General features: G+C 71.4%; 17 protein-coding genes and 2 pseudogenes. 7 read left to right on the plus strand and 12 right to left on the minus strand.

Features of this window, described 5'->3' with window-relative positions:
• Positions 1 to 186: 186 nt before the first annotated feature.
• The 3 genes from D6270_RS30805 to D6270_RS33490 all read left to right on the plus strand — a co-directional run bounded on the left by D6270_RS30805 (position 187) and on the right by D6270_RS33490 (position 4,323).
• Positions 187 to 1,305 carry a DUF1996 domain-containing protein gene (locus D6270_RS30805; RefSeq protein ID WP_109167204.1) on the plus strand — a complete coding sequence of 373 codons (1,119 nt, stop codon included), beginning with the start codon at positions 187 to 189 and terminating at the stop codon, positions 1,303 to 1,305.
• A 121-nt stretch (positions 1,306 to 1,426) separates the two neighbouring features.
• Complete coding sequence (locus tag D6270_RS30810) at positions 1,427 to 3,193, plus strand: discoidin domain-containing protein (RefSeq protein WP_109162435.1); 1,767 nt, start codon at positions 1,427 to 1,429, stop codon at positions 3,191 to 3,193.
• Between the two features lie 701 nt (positions 3,194 to 3,894).
• Positions 3,895 to 4,323, plus strand: coding sequence for a hypothetical protein (locus D6270_RS33490; RefSeq protein WP_225976995.1), 429 nt, complete (start codon positions 3,895 to 3,897; stop codon positions 4,321 to 4,323).
• On the opposite strand, the gene D6270_RS30820 is transcribed toward D6270_RS33490, so the two are convergent.
• From D6270_RS30820 to D6270_RS30835, 4 genes and pseudogenes are all read right to left on the minus strand, one after another.
• Complete coding sequence (locus tag D6270_RS30820; protein ID WP_151414742.1) at positions 4,227 to 5,585, minus strand: GH1 family beta-glucosidase; 1,359 nt, start codon at positions 5,583 to 5,585, stop codon at positions 4,227 to 4,229. The two genes, D6270_RS33490 and D6270_RS30820, sit on opposite strands and share 97 nt — an antisense overlap.
• 20 nt (positions 5,586 to 5,605) lie before the next feature.
• Positions 5,606 to 6,499, minus strand: a complete 894-nt coding sequence (locus tag D6270_RS30825) for a carbohydrate ABC transporter permease (protein ID WP_109162433.1) — start codon at positions 6,497 to 6,499, stop codon at positions 5,606 to 5,608.
• Complete coding sequence (locus D6270_RS30830; protein WP_109162432.1) at positions 6,492 to 7,502, minus strand: carbohydrate ABC transporter permease; 1,011 nt, start codon at positions 7,500 to 7,502, stop codon at positions 6,492 to 6,494. Before D6270_RS30830 ends, D6270_RS30825 begins: the two co-directional genes overlap by 8 nt.
• 11 nt (positions 7,503 to 7,513) lie before the next feature.
• Positions 7,514 to 8,822: pseudogene (locus tag D6270_RS30835) on the minus strand (ABC transporter substrate-binding protein).
• Between the two features lie 141 nt (positions 8,823 to 8,963).
• Between D6270_RS30835 and D6270_RS30840 the strand changes: the two are divergent.
• Positions 8,964 to 10,309: pseudogene (locus D6270_RS30840) on the plus strand (ROK family protein).
• 18 nt (positions 10,310 to 10,327) lie between these two features.
• On the opposite strand, the gene D6270_RS30845 reads toward D6270_RS30840, so the two are convergent.
• On the minus strand, positions 10,328 to 11,410 hold the full coding sequence (locus D6270_RS30845) for a LacI family DNA-binding transcriptional regulator (RefSeq protein WP_109162429.1): 1,083 nt from the start codon (positions 11,408 to 11,410) through the stop codon (positions 10,328 to 10,330).
• A gap of 228 nt (positions 11,411 to 11,638) precedes the next feature.
• On the opposite strand from D6270_RS30845, the gene D6270_RS30850 reads away from it, so the two are divergent.
• Entirely contained in the window at positions 11,639 to 13,042 is a 1,404-nt protein-coding gene (locus tag D6270_RS30850; protein ID WP_109162428.1) for a peptidoglycan DD-metalloendopeptidase family protein, read from the plus strand.
• Here the strand turns inward: D6270_RS30850 and D6270_RS30855 are convergent.
• Positions 13,012 to 14,148, minus strand: a complete 1,137-nt coding sequence (locus D6270_RS30855; protein ID WP_225976996.1) for a DMT family transporter — start codon at positions 14,146 to 14,148, stop codon at positions 13,012 to 13,014. The two genes, D6270_RS30850 and D6270_RS30855, sit on opposite strands and share 31 nt — an antisense overlap.
• A gap of 243 nt (positions 14,149 to 14,391) precedes the next feature.
• Between D6270_RS30855 and D6270_RS30860 the strand changes: the two genes are divergently transcribed.
• Positions 14,392 to 15,096, plus strand: a complete 705-nt coding sequence (locus D6270_RS30860) for a (2Fe-2S)-binding protein (RefSeq protein WP_109162426.1) — start codon at positions 14,392 to 14,394, stop codon at positions 15,094 to 15,096.
• Between the two features lie 55 nt (positions 15,097 to 15,151).
• Here D6270_RS30860 and D6270_RS30865 read toward each other — a convergent pair whose 3' ends face one another.
• Positions 15,152 to 15,514, minus strand: a complete 363-nt coding sequence (locus tag D6270_RS30865; protein ID WP_204117031.1) for an STAS domain-containing protein — start codon at positions 15,512 to 15,514, stop codon at positions 15,152 to 15,154.
• Positions 15,515 to 15,736: 222 nt separating this feature from the next.
• On the minus strand, positions 15,737 to 16,252 hold the full coding sequence (locus D6270_RS30870; protein ID WP_109162425.1) for a MarR family winged helix-turn-helix transcriptional regulator: 516 nt from the start codon (positions 16,250 to 16,252) through the stop codon (positions 15,737 to 15,739).
• 86 nt (positions 16,253 to 16,338) lie between these two features.
• Between D6270_RS30870 and D6270_RS30875 the strand changes: the two genes are divergently transcribed.
• Positions 16,339 to 17,520 carry a PP2C family protein-serine/threonine phosphatase gene (locus D6270_RS30875; RefSeq protein ID WP_109162424.1) on the plus strand — a complete coding sequence of 394 codons (1,182 nt, stop codon included), beginning with the start codon at positions 16,339 to 16,341 and terminating at the stop codon, positions 17,518 to 17,520.
• A gap of 81 nt (positions 17,521 to 17,601) precedes the next feature.
• Here the strand turns inward: D6270_RS30875 and D6270_RS30880 are convergent, their stop codons facing one another.
• The 4 genes from D6270_RS30880 to D6270_RS30895 form a co-directional block, all read right to left on the minus strand.
• Positions 17,602 to 18,057: an ATP-binding protein gene (locus tag D6270_RS30880; RefSeq protein WP_109162423.1), complete on the minus strand. Its 456-nt coding sequence runs from the start codon at positions 18,055 to 18,057 to the stop codon at positions 17,602 to 17,604.
• 99 nt (positions 18,058 to 18,156) lie between these two features.
• Positions 18,157 to 18,600 (minus strand): response regulator, encoded by a 444-nt coding sequence (locus tag D6270_RS30885; RefSeq protein WP_109162422.1) that lies wholly within the window; start codon positions 18,598 to 18,600, stop codon positions 18,157 to 18,159.
• Entirely contained in the window at positions 18,597 to 20,246 is a 1,650-nt protein-coding gene (locus D6270_RS30890) for a sensor histidine kinase (protein WP_109162421.1), read from the minus strand. Before D6270_RS30890 ends, D6270_RS30885 begins: the two co-directional genes overlap by 4 nt.
• On the minus strand, positions 20,243 to 21,496 hold the full coding sequence (locus tag D6270_RS30895) for a PP2C family protein-serine/threonine phosphatase (RefSeq protein ID WP_225976997.1): 1,254 nt from the start codon (positions 21,494 to 21,496) through the stop codon (positions 20,243 to 20,245). Before D6270_RS30895 ends, D6270_RS30890 begins: the two co-directional genes overlap by 4 nt.
• Positions 21,497 to 21,566: the final 70 nt, after the last annotated feature.

Below are 21,566 nucleotides of genomic sequence, written 5' to 3' on the forward strand. Positions count from 1 at the left end.
GACACCCTCTCAGCCTCGACGCAACACTGACAGCGCCTTGGAGAGCGCTCTCCCAGACAGTCTCCGGCCGCTTTCCGGCCTCGTGGACGCTCTGGGGCGGTGGCCCTTCCCGGCTGCACCACCAGCTCAACTCTCCCCCCACCATGCACCCGATGTGCATGGATGCAGAGCGGTATGGAGGTCCGCATGGTGACAAGACTCAACAGAACGACCCTGGTGTCCGCGCTGATCGTGGCGACCGCCCTGGCCCTGGTGGCCCTGGGGCTGAGCGTGATCACGAACGCCGGGGCCGGCACGGCCGCGGCCTCCCCGGCCGCGGCCGATCCCCCCGCTGCCGCGTCCCACGTGATGCAGGGGCACAAGATGGCGCCCGCCAAGCCGGTGGCCTTCGGGGACGACCCCGACGGCGACGGCTACATCCCCGCGAATCCCCCGGTCACCGGTGTGACGCCGTCCCGGGAGATACCGCCGCACCGCTACTTCCACGAGTTCCAGGCGAATTGCTCGGCCACCCACACCGCCCCGGACGACCCGATCGTCTACCCGGGGCAGGCCGGCGCCTCGCACGACCACACGTTCATGGGGAACAGGACCACCAACGCCAGCAGCACCACCGCCTCGCTGAGCGCGGGCGGTACGGCCTGTCTGGCGGTGGGCGACCTCTCCGCGTACTGGATGCCGACCCTCTACAACGGGAACCAGGAGATCCGCCCGACCGGACCGCAGGTGATCTACTACAAGGCCGGAGTCACCGACTACCGCACGGTGCGGCCCTTCCCCAAGGGGCTGCGGTTCGTCGTCGGCAGCCCGACCCAGACCAAGGAGCAGTTCCGCGACCACCCCGGCACGGTCGAGGGGTTCGAGTGCGGTGAGAGCTTCCACAACTACGACATCCCGGCGACCTGCCCCACCAGCCGGGACACCCAGCTCAACCTGCGGATGCAGGCGCCCAGCTGCTGGGACGGGAAGTACCTGGACACCCCGGACCACAAGGCCCACATGGCCTATCCGATCGTGACGGGTGCCAACCAGGACGTCTGCCCGGCGAGCCACCCGGTCGCCCTGCCGATGATCGAGTTCAAGATGGCGTGGCCGGTCAACGGAGACATGTCGAAGGTGAGACTGGCCAGTGGGAGGGGCTACTCCTTCCACTACGACTTCTTCAACGCCTGGGACAACGCCACGCTGAAGGCCATGGTCGACCACTGTGTCGTCGGCGGCCTCCAGTGCGACCCGCGTGGTTACGACCAGAACAACCCGGGCCGGGGCTCCGTCCTGGACGAGAACTACCGGCTGCGGCGCTGACCGGCGTGGCCGCCTGACCGACCGTTGGGCGCTCTCCCCCGTGGGTGCAGTCCGCTTACGAGGGAGAGCGCTCTCCCATTGTGCTCTCCCTGTCCTCTCCCCACTGAGGAGCTCTCCCCCCATGAACCTCCCCCCTCTCCGACGCTCCCCCCACACACGGCGCCGGGCCACCGCGCGCCTCGCCGCGGCCGCGCTTCTGGCCGGGGCCGTGGCCGCCCTTCCGGCGCCCGCCGCCCACGCGGCGGGAAGTGTCGTCAAGGTGACCGGAACCCAGGGCGACTGGCAGTTGACCGTGGACGGTTCGCCGTACACCGTGAAGGGCCTGACCTGGGGCCCGTCCGTCGCGGACGCCGGGCAGTACATGCCCGATGTGAAGTCGATGGGCGTCAACACCATCCGTACGTGGGGCACCGACGCCACCACGAAGCCCCTCCTCGACAGTGCTGCGGCCAACGGGATCAAGGTGATCGCCGGATTCTGGCTCCAGCCCGGCGGCGGCCCCGGCAGCGGCGGCTGCGTGAACTACCTGACGGACACCGCCTACAGGAACGACATGCTCGCCGAGTTCCCGAAGTGGGTGGAGACCTACAAGGACCATGAGGGCGTCCTCATGTGGAACGTGGGCAACGAGTCGGTGCTCGGCCTCCAGAACTGCTACAGCGGTGAGGCCCTGGAGCAGCAGCGCGACGCCTACACCTCGTTCGTCAACGAGATCGCCAAGAAGATCCATGACGTCGACCCGAACCACCCGGTCACCTCGACCGACGCCTGGACCGGGGCCTGGCCGTACTACAAGAAGAACGCGCCCGACCTCGACCTGTACGCCGTGAACTCCTACGACGCCGTCTGCGACATCCGCTCCACCTGGGAGCAAGGCGGGTACGACAAGCCCTACATCGTCACCGAGGGCGGGCCCGCCGGTGAGTGGGAGGTGCCGGACGACGCCAACGGCGTACCGGAGGAGCCCACCGACGTGGAGAAGGCGGCGGGGTACAAGAGCGCCTGGGGCTGCGTCCAGGGCCACCCGGGGGTCTCGCTCGGGGCGACGCTCTTCCACTACGGCACCGAGTACGACTTCGGGGGTGTCTGGTTCAACCTGCTCCCCGCGGGCCAGAAGCGGCTCTCGTACTACGCGGTGAAGGAGGCGTACGGCGCCTCCACCTCCGGTGACAACACCCCGCCCGTCATCAGCGGGTTCACCGTCGACAACGCCACCGCCGTGCCGGCCGGCCGGACCTTCCGGGTGAGCGCCTCCGTCACCGACCCGGACGGCGACGCGCTCAGCCACCAGGTGCTGTTCAGCTCCAAGTACGTCGACGGCAACGGCAGCCTGACGGAGGCGGAGTTCACCGACCGGGGCGACGGCACCTTCGACGTGACCGCCCCGGACCGGCTCGGCGTCTGGAAGGTCTACCTCAAGTCGACCGACGGCCAGGGCAACGTCGGCATCGAGACCACGTCCCTCAAGGTGGTGCCGCCGCAGGTCGACGGGGTCAACCTGGCGCTCGGCAGGACCGCCACGGCCTCGACCTTCCAGGCGGACAGCACCGGCTGCCCCTGCCCGGCGGCCAACGCCGTCGACGGGTCCTTCGACACCCGCTGGGCCAGTGAGTGGGCCGACCAGCAGTGGATCCAGGTCGACCTGGGCGCCACCACCTCCTTCGACCACGTACAGCTGGCCTGGGAGGCCGCCTACGCCAAGGGCTACACGGTCCAGACCTCGGACAACGGCGAGGACTGGACCACCGTCCACACCGAGACGGCGGGCAACGGCGGCATCGATGACATCGAGGTCGCCGGGAGCGGACGGTACGTCCGCGTGCACACCTCCGAACGCGGCACGCCGTGGGGCAACTCGCTCTACGAGTTCGGCGTCTACCGCAGCTGACCCGCCGGACGGCGAGACCTGCCGCACCGTTTCTCCCCGCTGCCGGTGCGGTGGGACAGGCCGTGGCGGCCACGGAAATCCGTGGCCGCCACGGCCTTCCCCCTCGTAGCGTGGCCCCTTCCGGCCGCTGGACGGTGGCCACCTACGACCCTCGCGGCTGCTCGCGCAGCTTGCTGGACGGGGCCCGGTGACGGACCAGTCGCCCGCGACACACGCGGACGACATCGTCCGGCTGGTCGACCTGCTGTCGCCGGACGGGGCTCCCGCCGCGCTCTTCGGCTCCAGTTCGAGCGCCGTCGTCGCGCCGGCGGCCCTGGCCCGCCACCCCGGCCGGCCGAGCCGGGTCGTCGCACACGAACCGCCCGTGGTCGCGCAGCCGCCGGTCCCGGACGCGGGTCGCGCGCTCTTCGCGGCCGTACGGGAGGCGTTCCGGCGGGACGGGGTGCCGGCGGCGATGGCCACGATGGCGGCGGGGCTCGCGCCGGAGGAGGGGCAGGCGGCCCCAGGCCCTGAGCCGGCGCCCCCAGGTCCTGAGCGGGCGGCCCCGGACCGGGAGCAGGCCGCCGCCACCGCGGAGGAGGCTCGCACCCCGGAGCGGAACGCGGAACAGGCCGCCACCCGGGAGCAGAGCCCTGACCCGGAGCGGGCGGCCGAGAGGGGAAAGCCCCCAACCCCCCGCCCAGGCCGCCACCTTCCGCCGGATGCACGCCAACCTGCCCGTCTTCCTGGAGCACGTCCTCTGTCCGTTCAGCGGTTACGTCCCCGACCTCGTGGCCCTCAGAGCCGCCTCCGCCCGGCTGGTCGTCGGCGTCGGCCGGGACTCCCGTGCCCTCCTGCCCGCCGTCGCGGCCGAGCGGCTGGCCCGGAACGTGGACGCCGAGGTGGTGGAGGTCCCCGGCGGGCACATCGGCCTCACCGAGGACCCCGGGCGTTCGGCGCCCGGCTGCGGGACGTGCTCCTCGCCCGGTGAAAAGGCTCCCGGCCGTGGCGGCTTACCACCACGGCCGGGAGCCTTCGCGTGCGGGGAGTGGGTTCAGACGGCCAGCCCCGCGCGGCGTCCCGCGTGCTCCCGGATCAGCGCCGCGTACCGGCGACCGCTGCTCTTGACCGTACGGCGCTGGGTCGCGTAGTCCACGTGGACCAGGCCGAACCGCTTGTCGTAGCCGTACGCCCACTCGAAGTTGTCCAGCAGCGACCAGGCGAAGTATCCGGCCAGCGGTGCGCCCTTGGCGACCGCACGGGCGCAGGCGGCGAGGTGCTCCTCCAGGTAGCGCACACGCTCCGGGTCGTGGACCGAGCCGTCGGCCGCCACGGTGTCCTGGTAGGCCGAGCCGTTCTCGGTGACATAGATGCGCTCCACGCCGTACTCCTCGGTGAGCCGCAGCAGCAGCTGCTCCAGCCCGTCCGCGTACACCTCCCAGTCCATGTACGTGTGGCGCCCGTCGGCCACGGGGACCTGCGTGAAGCCCGGCGCCTGGCCGGACGGATCGGCGGTGACGATCTGGCGGAAGTAGTAGTTGAGCCCCAGCCAGTCCAGCGGCGCCGCGATGGTCTCCAGGTCGCCCGGCCGCACCGGGAGTTCGACCCCGTACGTCTCGACCATGTCCTGCGGGTAGCCGCGCCCGAGGACCGGGTCCAGCCACCAGCGGTTGATGTGGCCGTCGGCGCGGCGGGCGGCGGCCAGGTCGGCCTCGCTCGTGCTCGCCGGCACGATCGGGCTGAGGTTGTTCACGATGCCGACCCGGGCGTCCGAGGAGGCCGCGCGGATCGCCCGCACGGCCAGGCCGTGGCCCAGGTGCAGGTGGTACGAGGCGCGCACGGCGGCGGTGAGGTCGGTGAGCCCCGGGGCCATCCGGCCCTCCAGGTGCCCGATCCACGCCGAGCAGAGCGGCTCGTTGAGCGTCGCCCAGTCCTTGACCCGGTCGCCCAGGCGGTCGACGACCTGGGCGGCGTACGCGGCGAAGTGCTCCGAGGTCTCCCGTACGGTCCAGCCGCCCCGGTCCTGGAGCACCTGCGGCAGGTCCCAGTGGTAGAGCGTGGCGAACGGGGTGACCCCGGCCTCCAGGAGCCCGTCCACCAGCCGGTCGTAGAAGTCCAGCCCCGCCTTGTTGACGGGCCCGTCGCCACCCGGCACGACGCGCGGCCAGGCGACCGAGAACCGGTAGGCACCGGCGCCGACCTGCTTGATCAGGCCGATGTCCTTGGGGACCCGGTGATAGTGGTCGCAGGCCACATCGCCGGTGTCACCACCGTCGATCTTGCCCGGGGTGTGCGAGAACGTGTCCCAGATGGAGGGGGAGCGGCCGTCCTCGGCCACGGCTCCCTCGATCTGGTACGAGGCGGTGGCGACGCCCCAGGTGAAGTCGGCCGGGAGGGAGTCGAGGTCGGTCACGTGCTGCCTTTCTGCGGGGGTCACTTGACGGCTCCCGCGGTGAGTCCGGCGACGAGGTAGCGCTGGAGGAGGAGGAACCCGGCGACGATCGGCACGCTCACCACGAGCGAGGCGGCCATGACCTGGTTCCAGTAGACGTCGTTCTGCGTCGCGTACCCCTGGAGGCCGACGGAGAGGGTGCGGGTCGCGTCGTTGGTCATCACGGAGGCGAAGAGGACTTCGCCCCAGGCCGTCATGAACGAGTAGACGGAGACGGCGACGATGCCCGGCACGGCGGCCGGCACGACGACGCGGAAGAGGGCGCCGACCGGTCCGCAGCCGTCCACCAGGGCGGCCTCGTCGAGGTCCCTGGGGATGGAGTCGAAGTACCCGATCAGCATCCAGATGGAGAACGGCAGCGAGAACGTCAGATAGGTGAGGATCAGGCCGCCGCGTGAACCGTAGAGGGCTACGCCGGTGGAGCTGCCGATGTTGACGAAGATGAGGAACAGCGGCAGCAGGAAGAGGATGCCCGGGAACATCTGCGTGGAGAGCACCGTGACGGTGAAGACCCGCTTGCCCCGGAACTTGTAGCGGCTCACCGCGTAGGCGGAGAACACCGCGATCGTCACCGACAGCACCGTCGCCGAACTCGCCACGATCAGCGAGTTGACGAAGTACTTGGCGAGCGGAACGGTCTTCCAGATGTCGAAGTACGGCTGGACCGTCAGGGTGGAGGGGAACCACTGGAACTTCCCCGACACGTCCTGGAGCGGCTTCAGCGAACTGCTGACCATCACGTAGACCGGCAGCAGGACGAAGCCGGCCAGCAGCGTGAGGACGACGCGGCGGGTCCACAGGAAGGACTGCGGGGCGGCCATGGGGGAGCGGGAGCGCGAGCGGGCGGCGCCCGGGGTCCGCGTGAGGCTAGACATCGGCGCCCTTCCTTCCGCGCGAGGTGAGGATCAGATAGACGGCCGTCACCAGCAGCAGGAAGAGCAGCAGCAGGACGGACATCGCCGAGCCGGTGCCGAAGTTCCAGGTGACGAACGAGGACTGGTAGATGTGGATCGAGATGAGGTCCGCGCTCTCCGGTGCCGACTTCCCGAACAGGACGTACGGGGTGTTGAAGTCGTTGAACGTCCAGAGGAAGAGCACGAGGACCAGCACCTGGTTGACCGGGCGCAGCGAGGGCAGCGTGATCTTGCGGATCTGCTGCCAGATGCCGGCGCCGTCGATCGAGGCGGCCTCGTACAGTTCACGCGGGATGTTCTGAAGGCCCGCCATCAGCATGAGGAAGGCGAACGGCCAGCCCTTCCAGACCGAGACGATGATCAGCGTGTAGATGCTGTTGTCGCCGATCAGCCAGAAGGAGGGCTCGTCGGTGATCCCCAGCTGGTCGTGGAGCACATGGTTGATCAGGCCGTTGTCCCGCTGGAACATGAACGCCCAGGTGATGACGGCGGCGTAGACCGGCAGGGCGTACGGCACGAGGAAGATCGCCCGCAGGATGCCCCGGCCCCGGAAGCTCTCCTGGAGGAGGATCGCCGCCGCCGTCCCCAGCAGCCAGGCGAACCCGACCGAGAAGAACGTGAACACACAGGTCACGAAGAAGGAGTGGAGCAGGGCCTCGCCGATCGGCGCGTCGATGTCGACGGCGATGCGGTAGTTGTCGAGGCCGATCCAGGGCGCCGCACCCCAGTTGTTGATGAAGAACTGCGTGAGCTGACGGAAGCTCATCACGATCCCGATGACCATCGGGATGATGTGGATGAGGAGTTCCAGCAGCACGGCGGGCAGGAGCAGGAGATAGGGCAGTCCGCCTTGGCGGATCCGGTCGGGGATGCGCGGCAGTCTCCTGCGCGCACCCCCGGTGCCCCGGCTCGTACCCCCGTCGGCCGACTGCTCGGCCTCGGGGCTGGTGACGGTGGCGGTCATGGGTCAGGGCCTCACTGCTGCATCGTCTGCTGGGCCTTTTCGAGGCGTTCCTTGACGGATGCCTCCGTCACCGGACGTCCGGCGGCGGCGTCCGCCCACAGCTCCTTGACCGCGGTGCCCACGGCCGTCTCGAACTGCGACTCGTTGGGGACCTGGGGGAGCGGGGCGGCGCTGGTGGCCAGGGTGTCGCGCAGCACCTTCAGGTCGGGGGCGCCGAAGGCCTCGTCGGCCTGGGCCTCCTTGACCGGCGGGATCGACCCGTAGGTCTTGTTGAGGTGCTTCTGCTCCGCGTCGCTGGTCATGAACTTCACGAACTGCTTCGCGCCGTCCAGGTTCTTGCTGTTCTTGAACACCGCGATGTTGATGCCCGCGACCATCGAGTTGACCTGCTTGCCCGTACCCGGGGTGCCCGAGGGACCGGCACCGGGGCCGCGCCCCAGTCCTCCGGCTTCATGCCCTGGGCGGCGAAGGTGGAGGCGGCCGCCTGCCACAGGACCATCGCGGTCTTGCCCTTGGCGAAGTCGGTGAGGGACTGGTTCTGGGCGTACTCCGCGTTGCCCGGAGCGATGATCTTGTCCTTGGCCATGAAGTCGATGTACTGCTTCACGGCGGCGACGGCACCGTCCGAGGTGAAGGTCGCCTTGCCGTCCTTGTCGAAGAAGTCGGCGCCGTGCTGCTGTCCCAGCACGAAGGTCTGGTGGATGTTGTTGGAGAGGTTGCCGCCCTCGGCGCCAAGGCCCCACTTGCCGTCCTTGGAGACCTTCTTGCCGGTCGCGACGAGGTCGTCCCAGGTCGCCGGCGGCCCGTCGATGCCCGCCTCGGCGAACATCTTCTTGTTGTAGTAGAGGGCGTACGCCAGCGAGTACAGCGGCACGGCGGCTGGCGGTTCGCCCTCCTTGCCGGCCGAGGCGACCGCCGAGTCGACGAAGCGGTCCCGGCCGCCGATCGCCTCGAAGTTCTTGTCGTCCCACGGCAGGAGCGCGCCGGTCGCCTGGAGCGAGGCCGACCAGGTGTTGCCGATGTTCAGGACGTCCGGGCCCTGACCGGACGCGGTGGCGGCGAGGATCCGGTTCAGCAGGTCGGCCCACGGCACGACCTCCAGCTTCACCTTGATCCCGGTCTCCTTCTCGAACTTCTTCAGCTCGGGAGTGAGGATCTTCTTGTCGGCCTCGATGCTGGGGCCCTGGTTGGACGCCCAGTAGGTGAGGGTCTTCGGGACCCGTTGCCGCCCGAGTCGGTCGACCCGCCGCCACAGCCGGTGGCGGCTGCGGTGATGGCGATGGCGAGGGTGACGGCGCTTGCGGCTCTGAGGTGACGCATGAGAGGTGGCCCCTTTCCGGGGGTGGCTGCGTTCGGGAACCGAACGGCCTCCATGACTTAATTTATGCCGTGATTTAAGAGGTGAGGGAAGGTCGCGTCAAGGCCTGCGACCGGGTATGTTCCTGGACGGGAAGGAGCACCATGGCCGAGCGCAACAGACGAACCGTGCGTGACCTGCGACGGGGCAACCGGGCGAGGGTATTGCAACGGTTGTATTTCGACGGTCCGCTGAGCCGCCAGGAGCTCGGACCCGCCACCGGGCTGAGTTCGGGCTCCATCAGCAACGTCGTCGCCGAACTGGCCGCGGAGGGGCTCCTTCAGGAGGCCGGCATCGTCGACTCCGACGGCGGCCGCCCCCGTACGCTGCTGAGAGTCGCCCCGGACGGCGGCCTGTTGATCGGCATCGACATCGGGGAGACCCGGGTACGGGTGGAGCTCTTCGACCTCTCCCTGACCGAACTGGCCCGCACCGAAAGGCTGCTGGCCCAGCACGGGTACGACGTCGACCGCATCGTCGCCCACGTCCGTACGGGCGTCGCCGACGTCCTGCGCGACGCGGGCGCCGACCCGCACCGGCTGCTCGGTATCGGCGTCGGGGTCCCCGGCATCATCGAACGCGAAGGCCCCGAAGGTCCCGACGGAAGGCGCACCGCCGTCGTCCACGGCCAGACCATCGGCTGGCAGGCGGTCCCCTTCGAGCAGCTGCTGCGTGAGGCCGTCGACGTACCGCCCGAGGTGCCGCTCTTCATCGACAACGGCGCCAAGACGCTCGGCCGCGCCGAGATGTGGTTCGGCGGCGGGCGGGGCGCGGGCGCCGCCGCCATCGCGCTCATCGGCTCCGGGGTCGGGGCCTGTGTCGACCACGGCGACATCCTCGCCGAGGACCGCACCAGCCTCGCCCTCGAATGGGGCCACACCACCATCCAGCTGCGCGGACGCCGGTGCCGCTGCGGCTCCATCGGCTGCCTGGAGGCGTACGCCGGCGCGGAGGCGCTCCGCGAGCGCTGGCGCGAGGCGGGCGGCCCGCTCCCGAGGACGCCGACGACGAGACCGCGCTGGCCGCCCTCCTGGCCGCCGCCTACCCCCCGCCCGGCGGGCCCGCCCCGGACCGGATCGCGCTCTCCCTCCTCGACGAGACCGCCGAATGCCTGGGCGCCGCCCTCGCCGACCTGGTCAACCTCTTCCTGCCCGAACGCATCCTGCTCGGCGGCTGGGCGGGTCTGCTGCTCGGCCCCCACCTGCTCCCCGAGATCCGCCGGTACGCCGGCGAGTACGCGCTGCGCCACGCGGCGGCCCGCACCACCATCGAGATGGGCCGCCTCGGCCCGGACGCGGTCACGGTCGGCGCCGCCACGCTCCCGCTGGCCGACTTCCTGACCCGGGGCGGCAGCCGCCCGGCCCCCGGCACCCGGCCGGACGGCACCGGCACACCACCCCGGACGGCGACCGAGACCGTACGCAACCGCAGCCGTACGAAGGCGGGTTGAGCACGGAAGACCCCGCCGCTACGCGGACCCCCGCACCACCAGAGCCGGTTCGAAGATGACCGAGGTGGCGGGGGAGGACGGGCGGGCCATCCGGTCCAGGAGCAGCCGGGTCATCTCGGCGGCCATCTCCTCCACCGGCTGGCGGACCGTGGTCAGCGGCGGGCGGCACGCCAGGGCCGCGCTGCTGTCGTCGAAGCCGACCACCGCCACGTCCTCGGGCACCCGGCGGCCGTGCTCCCGCAGCACATGGCAGGCCCCCATCGCCATCAGGTCGTTGGCGGCGAAGACCCCGTCCAGATCCGGGTGCTCCGCCAGCAGCCGCTCCATCGCCGCCTCACCGCTCTCCTGGGTGAACTGCCCCTCGACGATGGGGGTGTACGGGTGCCCGTGGCGCGCCATGGTGTCCCGGAAACCGGCCAGTCGCGCCTGGCCCGCCGGCACGTCCAGCGGGCCGCTGATCGTCGCGATCCGGCGGCAGTCCCGGGCCAGCAGATGCTCGGCCGCCAGTCGCGCGCCGTCCTGGTGGGCGAGGTCGACGTAGCTGATGGGGACGGGGCGCGCGGGGCGCGCGTAGAGCACCGCCGCGAGCCCCGCCTCCGTGAGCAGGCCGGGCAACGGGTCCTCGGCGTGTGTGGAGACCACGAGCGCCCCGTCCGCACTGCCCTGCCGGAGGTACGCCACCACCTCGTCGCGGGCCCGCGAGGTCTCCGCGAACATCAGCACCGGATGCATCCCGCGCGGCCGCAGGTAGTTGACCACCCCGGTCACCACCCGGCCGAAGAACGGGTCGGCGAAGACCTGCGCGGTGAACGAGCCGTCGTCCCCGGCCGCCTGTGAGCCCGAGCCCCCCTGCCCCGGCTCGACGCCCGCCCCCGACACCACCAGCGCCACGGCGTCCGCCCGCCGGGTGACCAGGGAGCGGGCCGCCCGGTTGGGCGCGTACCCCGTGACGGAGACCGCCTGCCGCACGACCTCCTGGATCGCCGGATCGACGTTGCGCACACCGTTGATGACCCGTGAGACGGTGGCGCGCGAGACACCGGCCGCCCGTGCCACGTCCTCCAGGGTTGGTGCTCCGGCCGACCGCAGATCATCCGTCATGAGCGCCTTTATAGCACTTGCGGAGAGCGCTCTCCATCGCAACCGGCCGCGCTCTCCCGCCCCTTGCCCAAGGGGCGGGAGAGCGCGGCCGGTTGGGCTCAGGGGGCGGAATCCGGCCACAGACCCGGCCAAGGCGGCCGACTCTCCCGATTCCCTTGTGATCAGCGTTCGCGCCGACCTACGTTTGCCGCTTGCGACGTGTCCCAACGCCAGTGGGGGAGCCCAGTCATGGCCGCAAACGGTCGGCATCGCAGATACCAGCCCAGCCGGATCAACCGTGCCTCGCTCACGGTGACCGCGGGCGGTGCGGGCATAGCGCTCCCGCTCATCACCGCGGCCTCGGCGGGAGCCGCCCCGGGGGAGGTGTGGGAGAAGGTCGCCGCCTGTGAGTCCAGCGCCGACTGGGCCGTCAACACGGGCAACGGTTACTACGGCGGACTGCAGTTCAGCGGACCGACCTGGGCGGCCTTCGGCGGTACGCAGTACGCGCCGCGCGCCGACCTCGCCACCCGGGACCAGCAGATCGCCATCGCCGAGCGGGTCCTCGACGGCCAGGGCCCCGGAGCGTGGCCCGCCTGCTCCGTGAAGGCGGGTCTCACCCGGGGCGGGGAGACGCCCGGCACCGCCCCGCAGAGCGCGGGCAGCCGGCCTGTCCAGGCCCCGGCGCCGCAGAGCGCCCCGCCCCGGCAGCCGAGGACGTTACCCGCCGCGGCGACACCGACGCACGTACCGGGAAAACGCGACGCGTACACCGTCACGAGCGGCGACTCGCTCTCCGGCATCGCCGACGCCCAGCGGGTGCGAGGCGGCTGGCAGAAGCTCTACGCGGCCAACCGCGCGGTCGTCGGCGACAACCCCGATCTGATCTTCCCCGGCCAGCGGCTGAGCCTCGTGCCGCGTGGCGGGGACGGGGCGAGTGCCCGCAAGCCCGCACCGCCGCCCGAGCCGCAGAAGCGGCAGGCCGCCCCCCGGCCCGAACCTTCCGAGCGGCAGGCCGCGGGGTCCCGTGCCGATGAGGCGAAGAAGGCCGAGCAGCGCAAGGCCGAGCAGCTGGCGGCCGCGTCGAAGGCCGAACTGAAGCGGGCCGAACTGAAGCGGGCCGAGCAGAAGCGGGCCGAGCAGAAGCGGGCCGAGGAGAAGCGGGCGGAGCAGAGGAAGGCCGAGCAGAAGCGGGCCGAGGAGAAGAAGGCCCAGCAGAAGCAGGCATCGGCGGAACGCGCCGTGAAGCACTCCGGCATGAGCGCCCCCGTCGCCGCCTCCACCGGCACCGCCTACCGCCAGGCCGGCTCCTGGTCCAGCGGCTACCACACGGGCGTCGACTTCCCCGTGCCCACCGGGACCTCGGTGAAGGCCGTGGCCGCGGGCCGGATCGTCTCGGCCGGCTGGGCGGGGGCGTACGGCTACGAGGTCGTCATCCGCCACGAGGACGGCAGGTACAGCCAGTACGCGCACCTCTCCGCGCTCCATGTGAAGGAGGGGCAGTCGGTCTCCGGGGGCCAGCGGATCGCCCGCTCCGGCTCCACCGGCAACAGCACCGGCCCGCACCTGCACTTCGAGGTCCGCCTCGGCCCCGGCTACGGGTCGGACATCGACCCGCTGGCCTACCTCAGGGCAGGCGGCGTCAGCGTCTGAACCGTCCGGTCCGACCGGGGGGCCGCGGCTGACGCCGCACCCCGCCGGTCGTGCCCGGCCCGCCGAGGACCGCCGAACCCCACGCGCGGCACGGCGTCACCCGGCACGAGGGGCCGCGGCGGAACGTACGTCGCCCCGACCGCGACCGGTGCCTCCCGGGGCGAACCGAGCCCGACCGGTGCCCCGTCGGGCCGCGCGGTCGTGCCCTCCGTACCGCCGCCGTCCCCCGGTGCCGGGGCCACCGGGCCCCGGCGCCTCAGGCGCCCCTCCCCGGTCTGCTCCGCGCTCAGCCGCTCCCTCGTCAGCAGGACCAGGCCGGCCGCCGCCAGCGCCCCGCAGAAGAGCGCCAGGACCGCGCCCGCCACGCCGTGGCGGAAGTGCTCGCCGAAGAGCGTGATCCCGATCGCGGCGGCCACCACGGGGTTGACCACCGTCACCGTCGCCAGCGGGGCGGCGAGCCCCGCGCCCCGGTAGGCGGCCTGGGAGAGCAGCAGGCCCGCCGCCGCGAGGCCGGCGATCACCAGCAGCGTCGGCAGCCCCGAGCGCACCGAGCCGGACGTCCACTCCATGGCCACGGTCTTGGTGAACACCGAGGCCATACCGAACGCCCCACCGGCGGCCGTGGCGAGCACCGCGCTCCGCAGCACCGGACGGCGCAGCGCCCGGGCCAGCAGCATGAGCGCGCCCACCGCCCCGAACGTCACCGTGGCCAGGGCCAGCTGCTCGGGGCCGCGCAGGGTGTGCGGGTCGGTGCTGCCCGTGAGGGCCAGCAGCCCGACGAGACCGGCCGTTGCCATGAGCGCACCGCGCCAGGCCGTCGCCCCGGCCCGGCGTCCGACGAAGAGGGCGGCCATCGGCAGGGCGAAGACGATGGTGAGCGCGCCGAGGGGCTGGACGAGGCTGAGGGGGCCGTAGGCGAGGGCCACCACGTGCAGGACCGCGCCGACCCCGTTGAGCAGCACGGCCACCCACCAGACCGCGTTGCGCACCAGGGCGTGCGGGGAGTTGTCGCGGCGCGCGGCCACCCGCTCCTGGACGATCGCCCCGGCCGCGTACGCGACCGCGGAGATCAGTGACAGCAGCACAGACAGCGCGAGGGAGCTCATGTACACCACCCTGTCCCTGTCCGGGTGCCGCGTCATCGTCCTTGAGAGGTCACTTGCGCGTACTGCCCCAGTAGTACGGACGTCGGACCGAGGTCCTCCCCTCGACGGTAGTCCTGCCGGGCCCGGGCGTCAGAAGTTGTGGACCGGCGGATACGGTGAGCCGCGAGGCCGGTACGCGCGGTCGCCGGGACCCGGCCGCGCCCCGGCGCCGACCCGGTGACCGCGGTGAGTGAGGAGCGGGGCATGGACCTGGCACAGGCGGCGTCGGTGGGAGGCTTCTTCGCGCTGCGGACGACGCCGGGCCCCGGGGGCGGCCACCGGCCGCTGGCGGAGCTTTACGCGGGCGGTACGGCGCCCCTGACCGCCCGGGTCGACAGGGTCGCGGAGAGGCTGGGCGCCCCCGAACGCCGGGTCGCCGCCTCCATCGCCCACCTCGGCCTCGCGGCCCGGCTCTGGTCGATCGCGCTGGGCCCGGCCGCGCTCTTCGGGCGGTTCCCCGGCCTCGCACCGGACACCCTGCACTGGGACCCGCTCAGCACCTCGCCGGACGATCTGTGGCTCGCGGACCCCGAGGAGCTGCCCGGGACGGCCGGCCTGATCCGCGAGCAGGTCCAGTACGGGCATCTGGTGCCGCTGGCCGAGGCCGTCCGGCGCGACGGCAACATCTCCCCGCAGCTGCTGTGGGGCAACGCCGGGTCGGCGCTCGCCGGGGCCGTACGCGAGCTGGTCACCTGGTCGCGCGGGCAGGGCCGCCCGGATGTGGCGCGGCGGGCCCGCGCCCTGGGGGCCGAGCTGTTCGACCACCCCGACCTGCGCTCCACCGGCACCCCGCACGGCCCGGCGTTCCGACGGCGGAGCTGTTGCCTGTACTGGCGCTGTCCGGGCGGCGGGCTCTGCGGCGACTGCGTCTTCGACCATCCGCCGGGTGCGGCCGGGGCGGCCCGGTAGCCGACGGGGCCGGTCCGGCCCGGCCGCACCCCGCGTGGTCACCGGGCCGGGGGTGTCAGGAGGGCAGGGCCGCGTCTATGGCCTCGTCGACATCCAGCAGGACCGGGATCGCGCTGTCGAGGCCGATCATCCCGATCAGCCGCTGGACGAACGGGGAGGGCGCGGCGATCCGCAGCCGGCCGCCCAGCGCGGCCTGACCCTGGAGCAGCACATTGACCGTGGTGGAGTCCGCGAAGCCCACCCCGGAGAGGTCCACGACGACGGGGCCGAAGCCTTCCGTGGTCGCTGCGTCGAGTGCCCGGCCGAGCGGCGGCACGCTGTCGATATCGAGGTCACCCGACACGGTGAGGACCAGAGCACCCCGTTCCTGACGGGTGATGATTCTGACTGCTCTGTCTTCGTTGGGCGGTGGTTGCACGGAAGGCACCTCGGGCGGTTCGGGCGGACGTCATGAGCCGGTATGTCGGACGGGTCGGCCTCGTTCCGTCCCTGCTCACGGCGGGGTACGAGGATAACGATAGAAGGAACAGTTGCCATTTGACAACATTCTCCATTGGGTAACAATCTGATCCGCAACGGTTGAAGGATCAGCCGTCGACGGTGACGTACCGAGAGAAGCGGAAGCAGGGGCTGGATGAGGCTAGGCGCTGTCGGCGACATCATCGCGGAGCAGGGGGTCCGCCGCACCCGTTTCCGGCGAGAGCCTCTCCGAAGCGGCCACGTGGAAGGCCGTCAGGCCCTCCGCCAGCGCGGCCACGGCGGCCGGTTCCATCCGTTCCAGCACGGCGCTCAGCTCCCGGGCACGCAGCGCCCGGTACTCTTCAAGGAGGGCCCGGCCGCGCAGACTCAGCCGCAGCACGACCTCCCGTCGGCTCGTCGGGCTCGGTGCGCGCTGCACGAGCCCCATCGCCTCCATGCGGTCGCACAGCCGGCTGACCGACGGCGCACGCGAGCCCAACGCCTCGCCCAGCGAGCGCAGATTGGTGCCCTCCTGCTTCTCGATCACGAGCAGGGCCCGGAGCTGGGAGGGGGATACCGTTCCGGAAGCGGCCGCTTCCTGACCACGGCCCCAGAGCACCTCCAGCAGCTCCGAGGCTGCGGAGGCGTCGGCGGACACCTCTGCGCGGGTGCGCGGGCGGCGGGCACGGTGGGGCATCCGTCCACTCTGTCATCCGCCAGCCCTACTTGTCAGCCCGGCTTCGGCCCCTACCACGTCGCAGGACGAAGAATGCACGAGAGACCGTGAACAGAAGACCGGACATCGAGACGGCCGTCAGGGCCGCCGCTCCGCACGCGCTGCTGACCACGCTGCGCACCCTGCTCGCCGACGCCTACGGGGCGCTGGCGGTGGAGCTGCATCTCGCCGACTACGGTCTGAGGGTCCTCAAGCGCCTCGACCACCCGGACGGCGAGGAGGAGCCGCTCTCCCTGCACAACAGCGCGGAGGGCCGGGCCTTCGGCAGCCAGGAGCCCCGCGAGCAGCAGGTCCGGCACGGCGACGCGGTCGACCACTACCTCCCGGTGACGGTGCGCGGCGAGCGCCTCGGCATCCTCACCGTCCGGCTGCCCGCCGCCCGGTCGACCCCGGACATGGTGGGCGAGCTGACCCATGTGGCCGATCTGCTGGGCCACGAGATCCTGGTCGCCGAACGGGACACCGACGTCTACCAGCGCGCCCGGCGCACCACCCGGCTCACGCTGGCCGCCGAGATGCAGTGGCAACTGCTGCCCGCCCGGGCCTGCACCGCCGCCGAGTTCGCCATCGGAGCCCAGTTGGAGCCGGCGTACTCGATACACGGCGACAACTTCGACTGGGCGGCCGACGCCGAAGAGCTCACGCTCGCGGTGACCAACGGCATGGGCGAGGGCATACAGGCCTCGCTGCTGACCAACCTCGCGGTGAACGCCCTGCGCAACGCCCGCCGGGCCGGCATCGGCATCGCGGACCAGGCGGCCCTGGCCGACCAGGCGCTGTACGACCAGCACCGGGGTGCCTCGCACGTCTCCACGCTGCTGCTCCGCTTCGAGCTGGCGACCGGCCGGGTCGGTGTCGTCGACGCCGGATCGCCGCAGCTGTGGCTCCAGCGCGGCCGCACGGTCCGGCGCATGGAGCTGGACGCGCAGCTCCCGCTGGGCATGTTCGAGGAGTCGCACTACACGGTCCAGGAGTTCCATGTGGAGCCCGGCGACCGGCTGCTGCTGCTCAGCGACGGCGTGTACGAGGCGGTGTCCCCGGCGGGGGAGACGTACGGGGAGAAGGCGCTGGCCCGGGCCATCCAGTCGACGCGGCTGCTTCCGGCCGCTACCGTGCCGCGCGCCATCCTCGGCGAGTTGGCCGAATACCGCGTCACGGAGACACTCGACGACGCGTTGGTGGTCTGCCTGGACTGGTTCGGCCGCCAGGCCGACGACGGCGACGGCTGAGACCGGAGCACCGTCGAGGCCGGGAGACACGATGCTCCCGGGGGCGCGTGAAGTGCCCCCGGGAGCATCGTCGTGTCCGGGTCAGGTGGAGAGCTGGAACTCCGCACGAATCCGCTTGCCGACCGGCACCCGCTCGGCCGTGAGCCGGTCGCACAGGGCCACCACGATCTCCATGCCGTGCCCGCCCAGCCGGGACGGGTCGGGGCCGTAGAGCACGGGCATCGCCGTACTGCTGTCGTACACCGTGACGCTCATGGTCTGTGCGTTGCCCTCCAGCTCCAGGAGGTACGGACCGTGGCTGTAGCGGTCGGCGTTGGTGACCAGCTCGCTGACGGCCAGCATCAGATCGCTGCGGGTGTGCTCACTGATCGGGGCCAGGCACTCCACCGCGAGTCGCGTGAGGAAACGGTCCGCCAGGGCGCGGGCGAGCGCGATGCAGCCCGGTTCGCCGTCGAAGACCTCGGCGCTGAGCAGTACCTCAGGAGACCGCAGACCCTGGTCGGGGTCCTCCGGTGGTGAGGTGACCTCTTTGTTCATGTGCTCCAGCCAGGCGCCGCTGTAAGGTCGTCGAGGACCCTATTCCGCCATTCGTCTACCCGAGTCGAGAGATCCCACTCCAGGCGATCAGGACCGATCCTACGCACGACCGGGCAGCCGTACCACCGTCACGAAGAATTCGTCGATCTGCCGCACCGCCGCGATGAACTGATCCAGGTCCACCGGCTTGGTCACATAGGCGTTGGCGTGCAGCTTGTAGCTGCGCAGGATGTCCTCCTCGGCCGAGGAGGTGGTGAGGACGACCACCGGGATGAGCGCGAGCTCGGGGTCGCCCTTGATCTGCTCCAGGACCTGCCGCCCGTCGTACTTGGGCAGGTTCAGGTCGAGGAGCACCAGGTCGGGGCGGGGCGCGTCGGTGTACTCGCCGCGCCGGTAGAGGAAGTCCAGCGCCTCCTGGCCGTCGCGCACGACGTGGAGGGTGTTGCGGATCTTGTTGTCCTCGAACGCCTCACGGGTCATGAGCTCGTCGCCGGGATCGTCCTCGACCAGAAGGACCTCGATGGGCTGTACGGGGCTGTTCACGAAGGGTCTCCCGGCTGGCTGGCGGTCAGGGCCGGAGCGGGGAACTCCGCCGTGGTGTGCTGAGGTGCCTCCGGCGCTGCAGGCAGGGTGAAGTGTATGCGGGTGCCCTCATCCGGCTGGGCGTCCAGCCAGATCCGGCCACCGTGGAATTCTACGATCTTCCGGCAGAGCGCCAGACCGATGCCCGTTCCGTCGTACTCGTCGCGCGCGTGCAGCCGCTGGAAGATCACGAAAACCTTGTCCGCGAACTCCGGCGCGATCCCGATCCCGTTGTCCGCGACGGTCAGGTGCCAGCTCTCGTCCTCGCGCTCGCAGGTGACGGTGATGCGGCACTCGACGTCCGGCCGGCGGAACTTGACCGCGTTGCCGATGAGGTTCTGCCAGACCATCGTGAGCGCCGTACCGTCGCCCAGCAGTTCGGGCAGCTCCTCGGGCCGCTCGACCACGGTCCCGGACTCCTCGATCGCCACGGTCAGGTTGCCCAGCGCGCGGTCCAGGGAGCGGCCCAGATCGACCGGCTTCCAGCTGTCGTGGACCCGGCCCACCCGCGAGAAGGTCAGCAGGTCGTTGATGAGCACCTGCATCCGCTTGGCGCCGTCCACCGCGAAGGCGATGTACTGCTTGCCCCGGTCGTCCAGCTCCTTGCCGTACCGCTTCTCCAGCAGCTGGCAGAAGGAGGCGACCTTGCGCAGCGGCTCCTGGAGGTCGTGCGAGGCGACGTACGCGAACTGCTCCAGCTCGGAGTTGGAGCGGCGCAGCTCCTGCGTCTGCGCGGCGAGCAACGCCTCACGGCCCTGCGCCGCGTCCAGCTCGTCGACCAGCCGCTGCCGCATGTCCTCCACGGCCTCGGCCACGGCCTGGACGTCGGAGGGTCCCTTCGCCTCGATCCGCAGGGCGAAGGCGCCCGTCCGTACGCGGTCCGAGGCGGTGCGCAGCCGGTTCAGCGGAATGCCCACCACCCGGTGGAGCAGCACGCTGAGCGCCACCACGGTCAGGATGAAGACGGCCACCAGGGCGAACAGCACCTGGTCTCGGGTGGTGCGGGCGTCGTTCAGGTCGGCCCGCACGGTGTCCCGGGCCTCGGAGAGGTGGTCCTGCTGGGCGCCGTAGGCCCGCCGCAACGCGTCGAAACCCGCCTTGCTGCTCTGTAGCTGCGCCGAGGCGCCGGCCTCGTTCGGCCCCTGCTCACGGACCAGCTTCAGCAGCGGCTCGGCCTTGCCCTCACGCCACTGCCGTGCGGCGGTCTCGATCGCGTCGAGATCGTCGGCGAACCGCTTCTGTCCGCCGATCAGCTGCCGGGCGCGGGCCAGCCGCTCCCGCTCGGCGGCCTGGCCGGCCTCGTACGGTTCGAGGAACGAGTCGTCGCCGGTCAGGGCGAAACCGCGGACCCCGGTCTCCTGGTCCAGCAGCGCGTTCTGCAACTGGAAGGAGACCGATCGCGCGGGCTGTATTCGGTCGACCAGATCGGTGGTGTGGTCGGACATCCGGGCCAGCACCAGCCCGCCGACGACGAGGCAGCCGCAGACGACCAGGATGAAGCCGGCGAGGATCAGGTGCACCCAGTTCTGCACCGTGAGCCGGGCGGCCGCTCCGGAGCGTGCCGGGGCCTTCCTCGTGTCCGTACGCGTGGACTGTTCCGTGCTCATGAAAGTTCCGATCCCCAGCCCAGATGCAGGACGGCCACATCGTCCGCAAGACCGCCGTAGGGGGCGGCTCCCTCGGCGGCTCCGCCCACCAGCGCGTCGACGAATCTTCGGCCAGGCAGCCGCCCGTGCGCCCGCGCCATCTCCAGCAGCCCTTCCTCACCGAGGCGGCTGTCGGGGCCGGTGCGCCCTTCGAAGAGTCCGTCGGTGAAGAGTACGAGACCGTCACCGGGTGCCAGCGGCAGGTCGACCGTGTGCCACCGGCCCATCCCGGGCAGCAGCCCGAGCGCCATACCGCCCTCCGGCTCCACCCAGTGGACCTCCTCGCCCCGGCGCAGCAGCAGGCCCGGGTGGCCCGCCCGGACGATCTGCACACTCCGTCCGTCGGGTGCGAAGGACAGGGAGGTCATCGTGGCGAAGACATGCGAGTCCGAGCGCTCGGCGACCAGGATCTCCTCCAGCAGCTCGATCTGCTCCAGGTGCGGGGTGCCGCACAGCACGGCGGTCCGCCACGCCACCCGCAGACAGACACCCAGCGCGGCCTCCGCCGCACCGTGCCCCGAGACATCGCCGATCACCGCGTGGACCGCGCCGTCGGCGGTCTGCACGACGTCGTAGAAGTCACCGCTCAGCAGCCCGTGGACGCGCCCCGGCTCGTACCGGGCGCGCGCCTGGAACCGGTCGTCCCGCAGCAGCGGCACGGGCAGCAGGCCGCGCTCCAGCCGGGCGTTTTCCTGGGCGATCAGCTGATTGGACCGCAGTGCGGCGGCCGCCCGCTCCACCGCCTTGCGCTGAAGGGCGTAGCGGATCGCCCGGGAGAGCACCTCGGGGTCCAGCCGCCCCTTGACCAGGTAGTCCTGGGCGCCACCGGCGACCGCGCGCAGCCCGGTGCCGGACTCGTCGAGACCGGTCAGCACGACGATCGCGGCGTCGCTGTCGGACTCCAGGATCTGGCGTACGGCGTCCAGGCCGTGGACGTCCGGGAGGTGCAGGTCCAGGAGCACACAGACGGGGGTGGTGCAGGTGCGCAGGAAAGCGCGGGCCTCGGAGAGGGTCTTGCGCCACGTGAGGGCGAAGTCCAGCTCGCTGTCGGTGAGCATCTCCTCGACCAGCAGCGCGTCGCCCGCGTCGTCCTCCACCAGGAGGATGGTGGCGTCGACGCTCCACAGGAGGCTGCTGGGGGAGGGGTCGCCGGTGATGTCCTGCTGGGCGGGGATGCCGACGGTGCCCACAGGTTTCAGAGACATGCCCATGGGTGACTCGGCCAACCCCTCCACCCCCTCGGACGACCAGCATCAGACCATCCGGCCGATCGTCGGGAAG

Source organism: Streptomyces griseus subsp. griseus, from assembly GCF_003610995.1.
Classification (GTDB): Bacteria; Actinomycetota; Actinomycetes; order Streptomycetales; family Streptomycetaceae; genus Streptomyces.

Excerpts from the sequence above, each read along its gene's own strand:
- D6270_RS30890 (WP_109162421.1), bottom strand. The coding sequence starts at position 20,246 with ATGAGCACGGAACAGTCCACGCGTACGGACACGAGGAAGGCCCCGGCA.
- D6270_RS30825 (WP_109162433.1), bottom strand. The coding sequence starts at position 6,499 with ATGTCTAGCCTCACGCGGACCCCGGGCGCCGCCCGCTCGCGCTCCCGC.
- D6270_RS30810 (WP_109162435.1), top strand. The coding sequence starts at position 1,427 with ATGAACCTCCCCCCTCTCCGACGCTCCCCCCACACACGGCGCCGGGCC.
- D6270_RS30880 (WP_109162423.1), bottom strand. The coding sequence starts at position 18,057 with ATGAACAAAGAGGTCACCTCACCACCGGAGGACCCCGACCAGGGTCTG.
- D6270_RS30805 (WP_109167204.1), top strand. The coding sequence starts at position 187 with ATGGTGACAAGACTCAACAGAACGACCCTGGTGTCCGCGCTGATCGTG.
- D6270_RS30870 (WP_109162425.1), bottom strand. The coding sequence starts at position 16,252 with ATGCCCCACCGTGCCCGCCGCCCGCGCACCCGCGCAGAGGTGTCCGCC.
- D6270_RS30845 (WP_109162429.1), bottom strand. The coding sequence starts at position 11,410 with ATGACGGATGATCTGCGGTCGGCCGGAGCACCAACCCTGGAGGACGTG.
- D6270_RS30855 (WP_225976996.1), bottom strand. The coding sequence starts at position 14,148 with ATGAGCTCCCTCGCGCTGTCTGTGCTGCTGTCACTGATCTCCGCGGTC.
- D6270_RS30830 (WP_109162432.1), bottom strand. The coding sequence starts at position 7,502 with ATGACCGCCACCGTCACCAGCCCCGAGGCCGAGCAGTCGGCCGACGGG.
- D6270_RS30860 (WP_109162426.1), top strand. The coding sequence starts at position 14,392 with ATGGACCTGGCACAGGCGGCGTCGGTGGGAGGCTTCTTCGCGCTGCGG.
- D6270_RS33490 (WP_225976995.1), top strand. The coding sequence starts at position 3,895 with ATGCACGCCAACCTGCCCGTCTTCCTGGAGCACGTCCTCTGTCCGTTC.
- D6270_RS30895 (WP_225976997.1), bottom strand. The coding sequence starts at position 21,496 with ATGGGCATGTCTCTGAAACCTGTGGGCACCGTCGGCATCCCCGCCCAG.
- D6270_RS30850 (WP_109162428.1), top strand. The coding sequence starts at position 11,639 with ATGGCCGCAAACGGTCGGCATCGCAGATACCAGCCCAGCCGGATCAAC.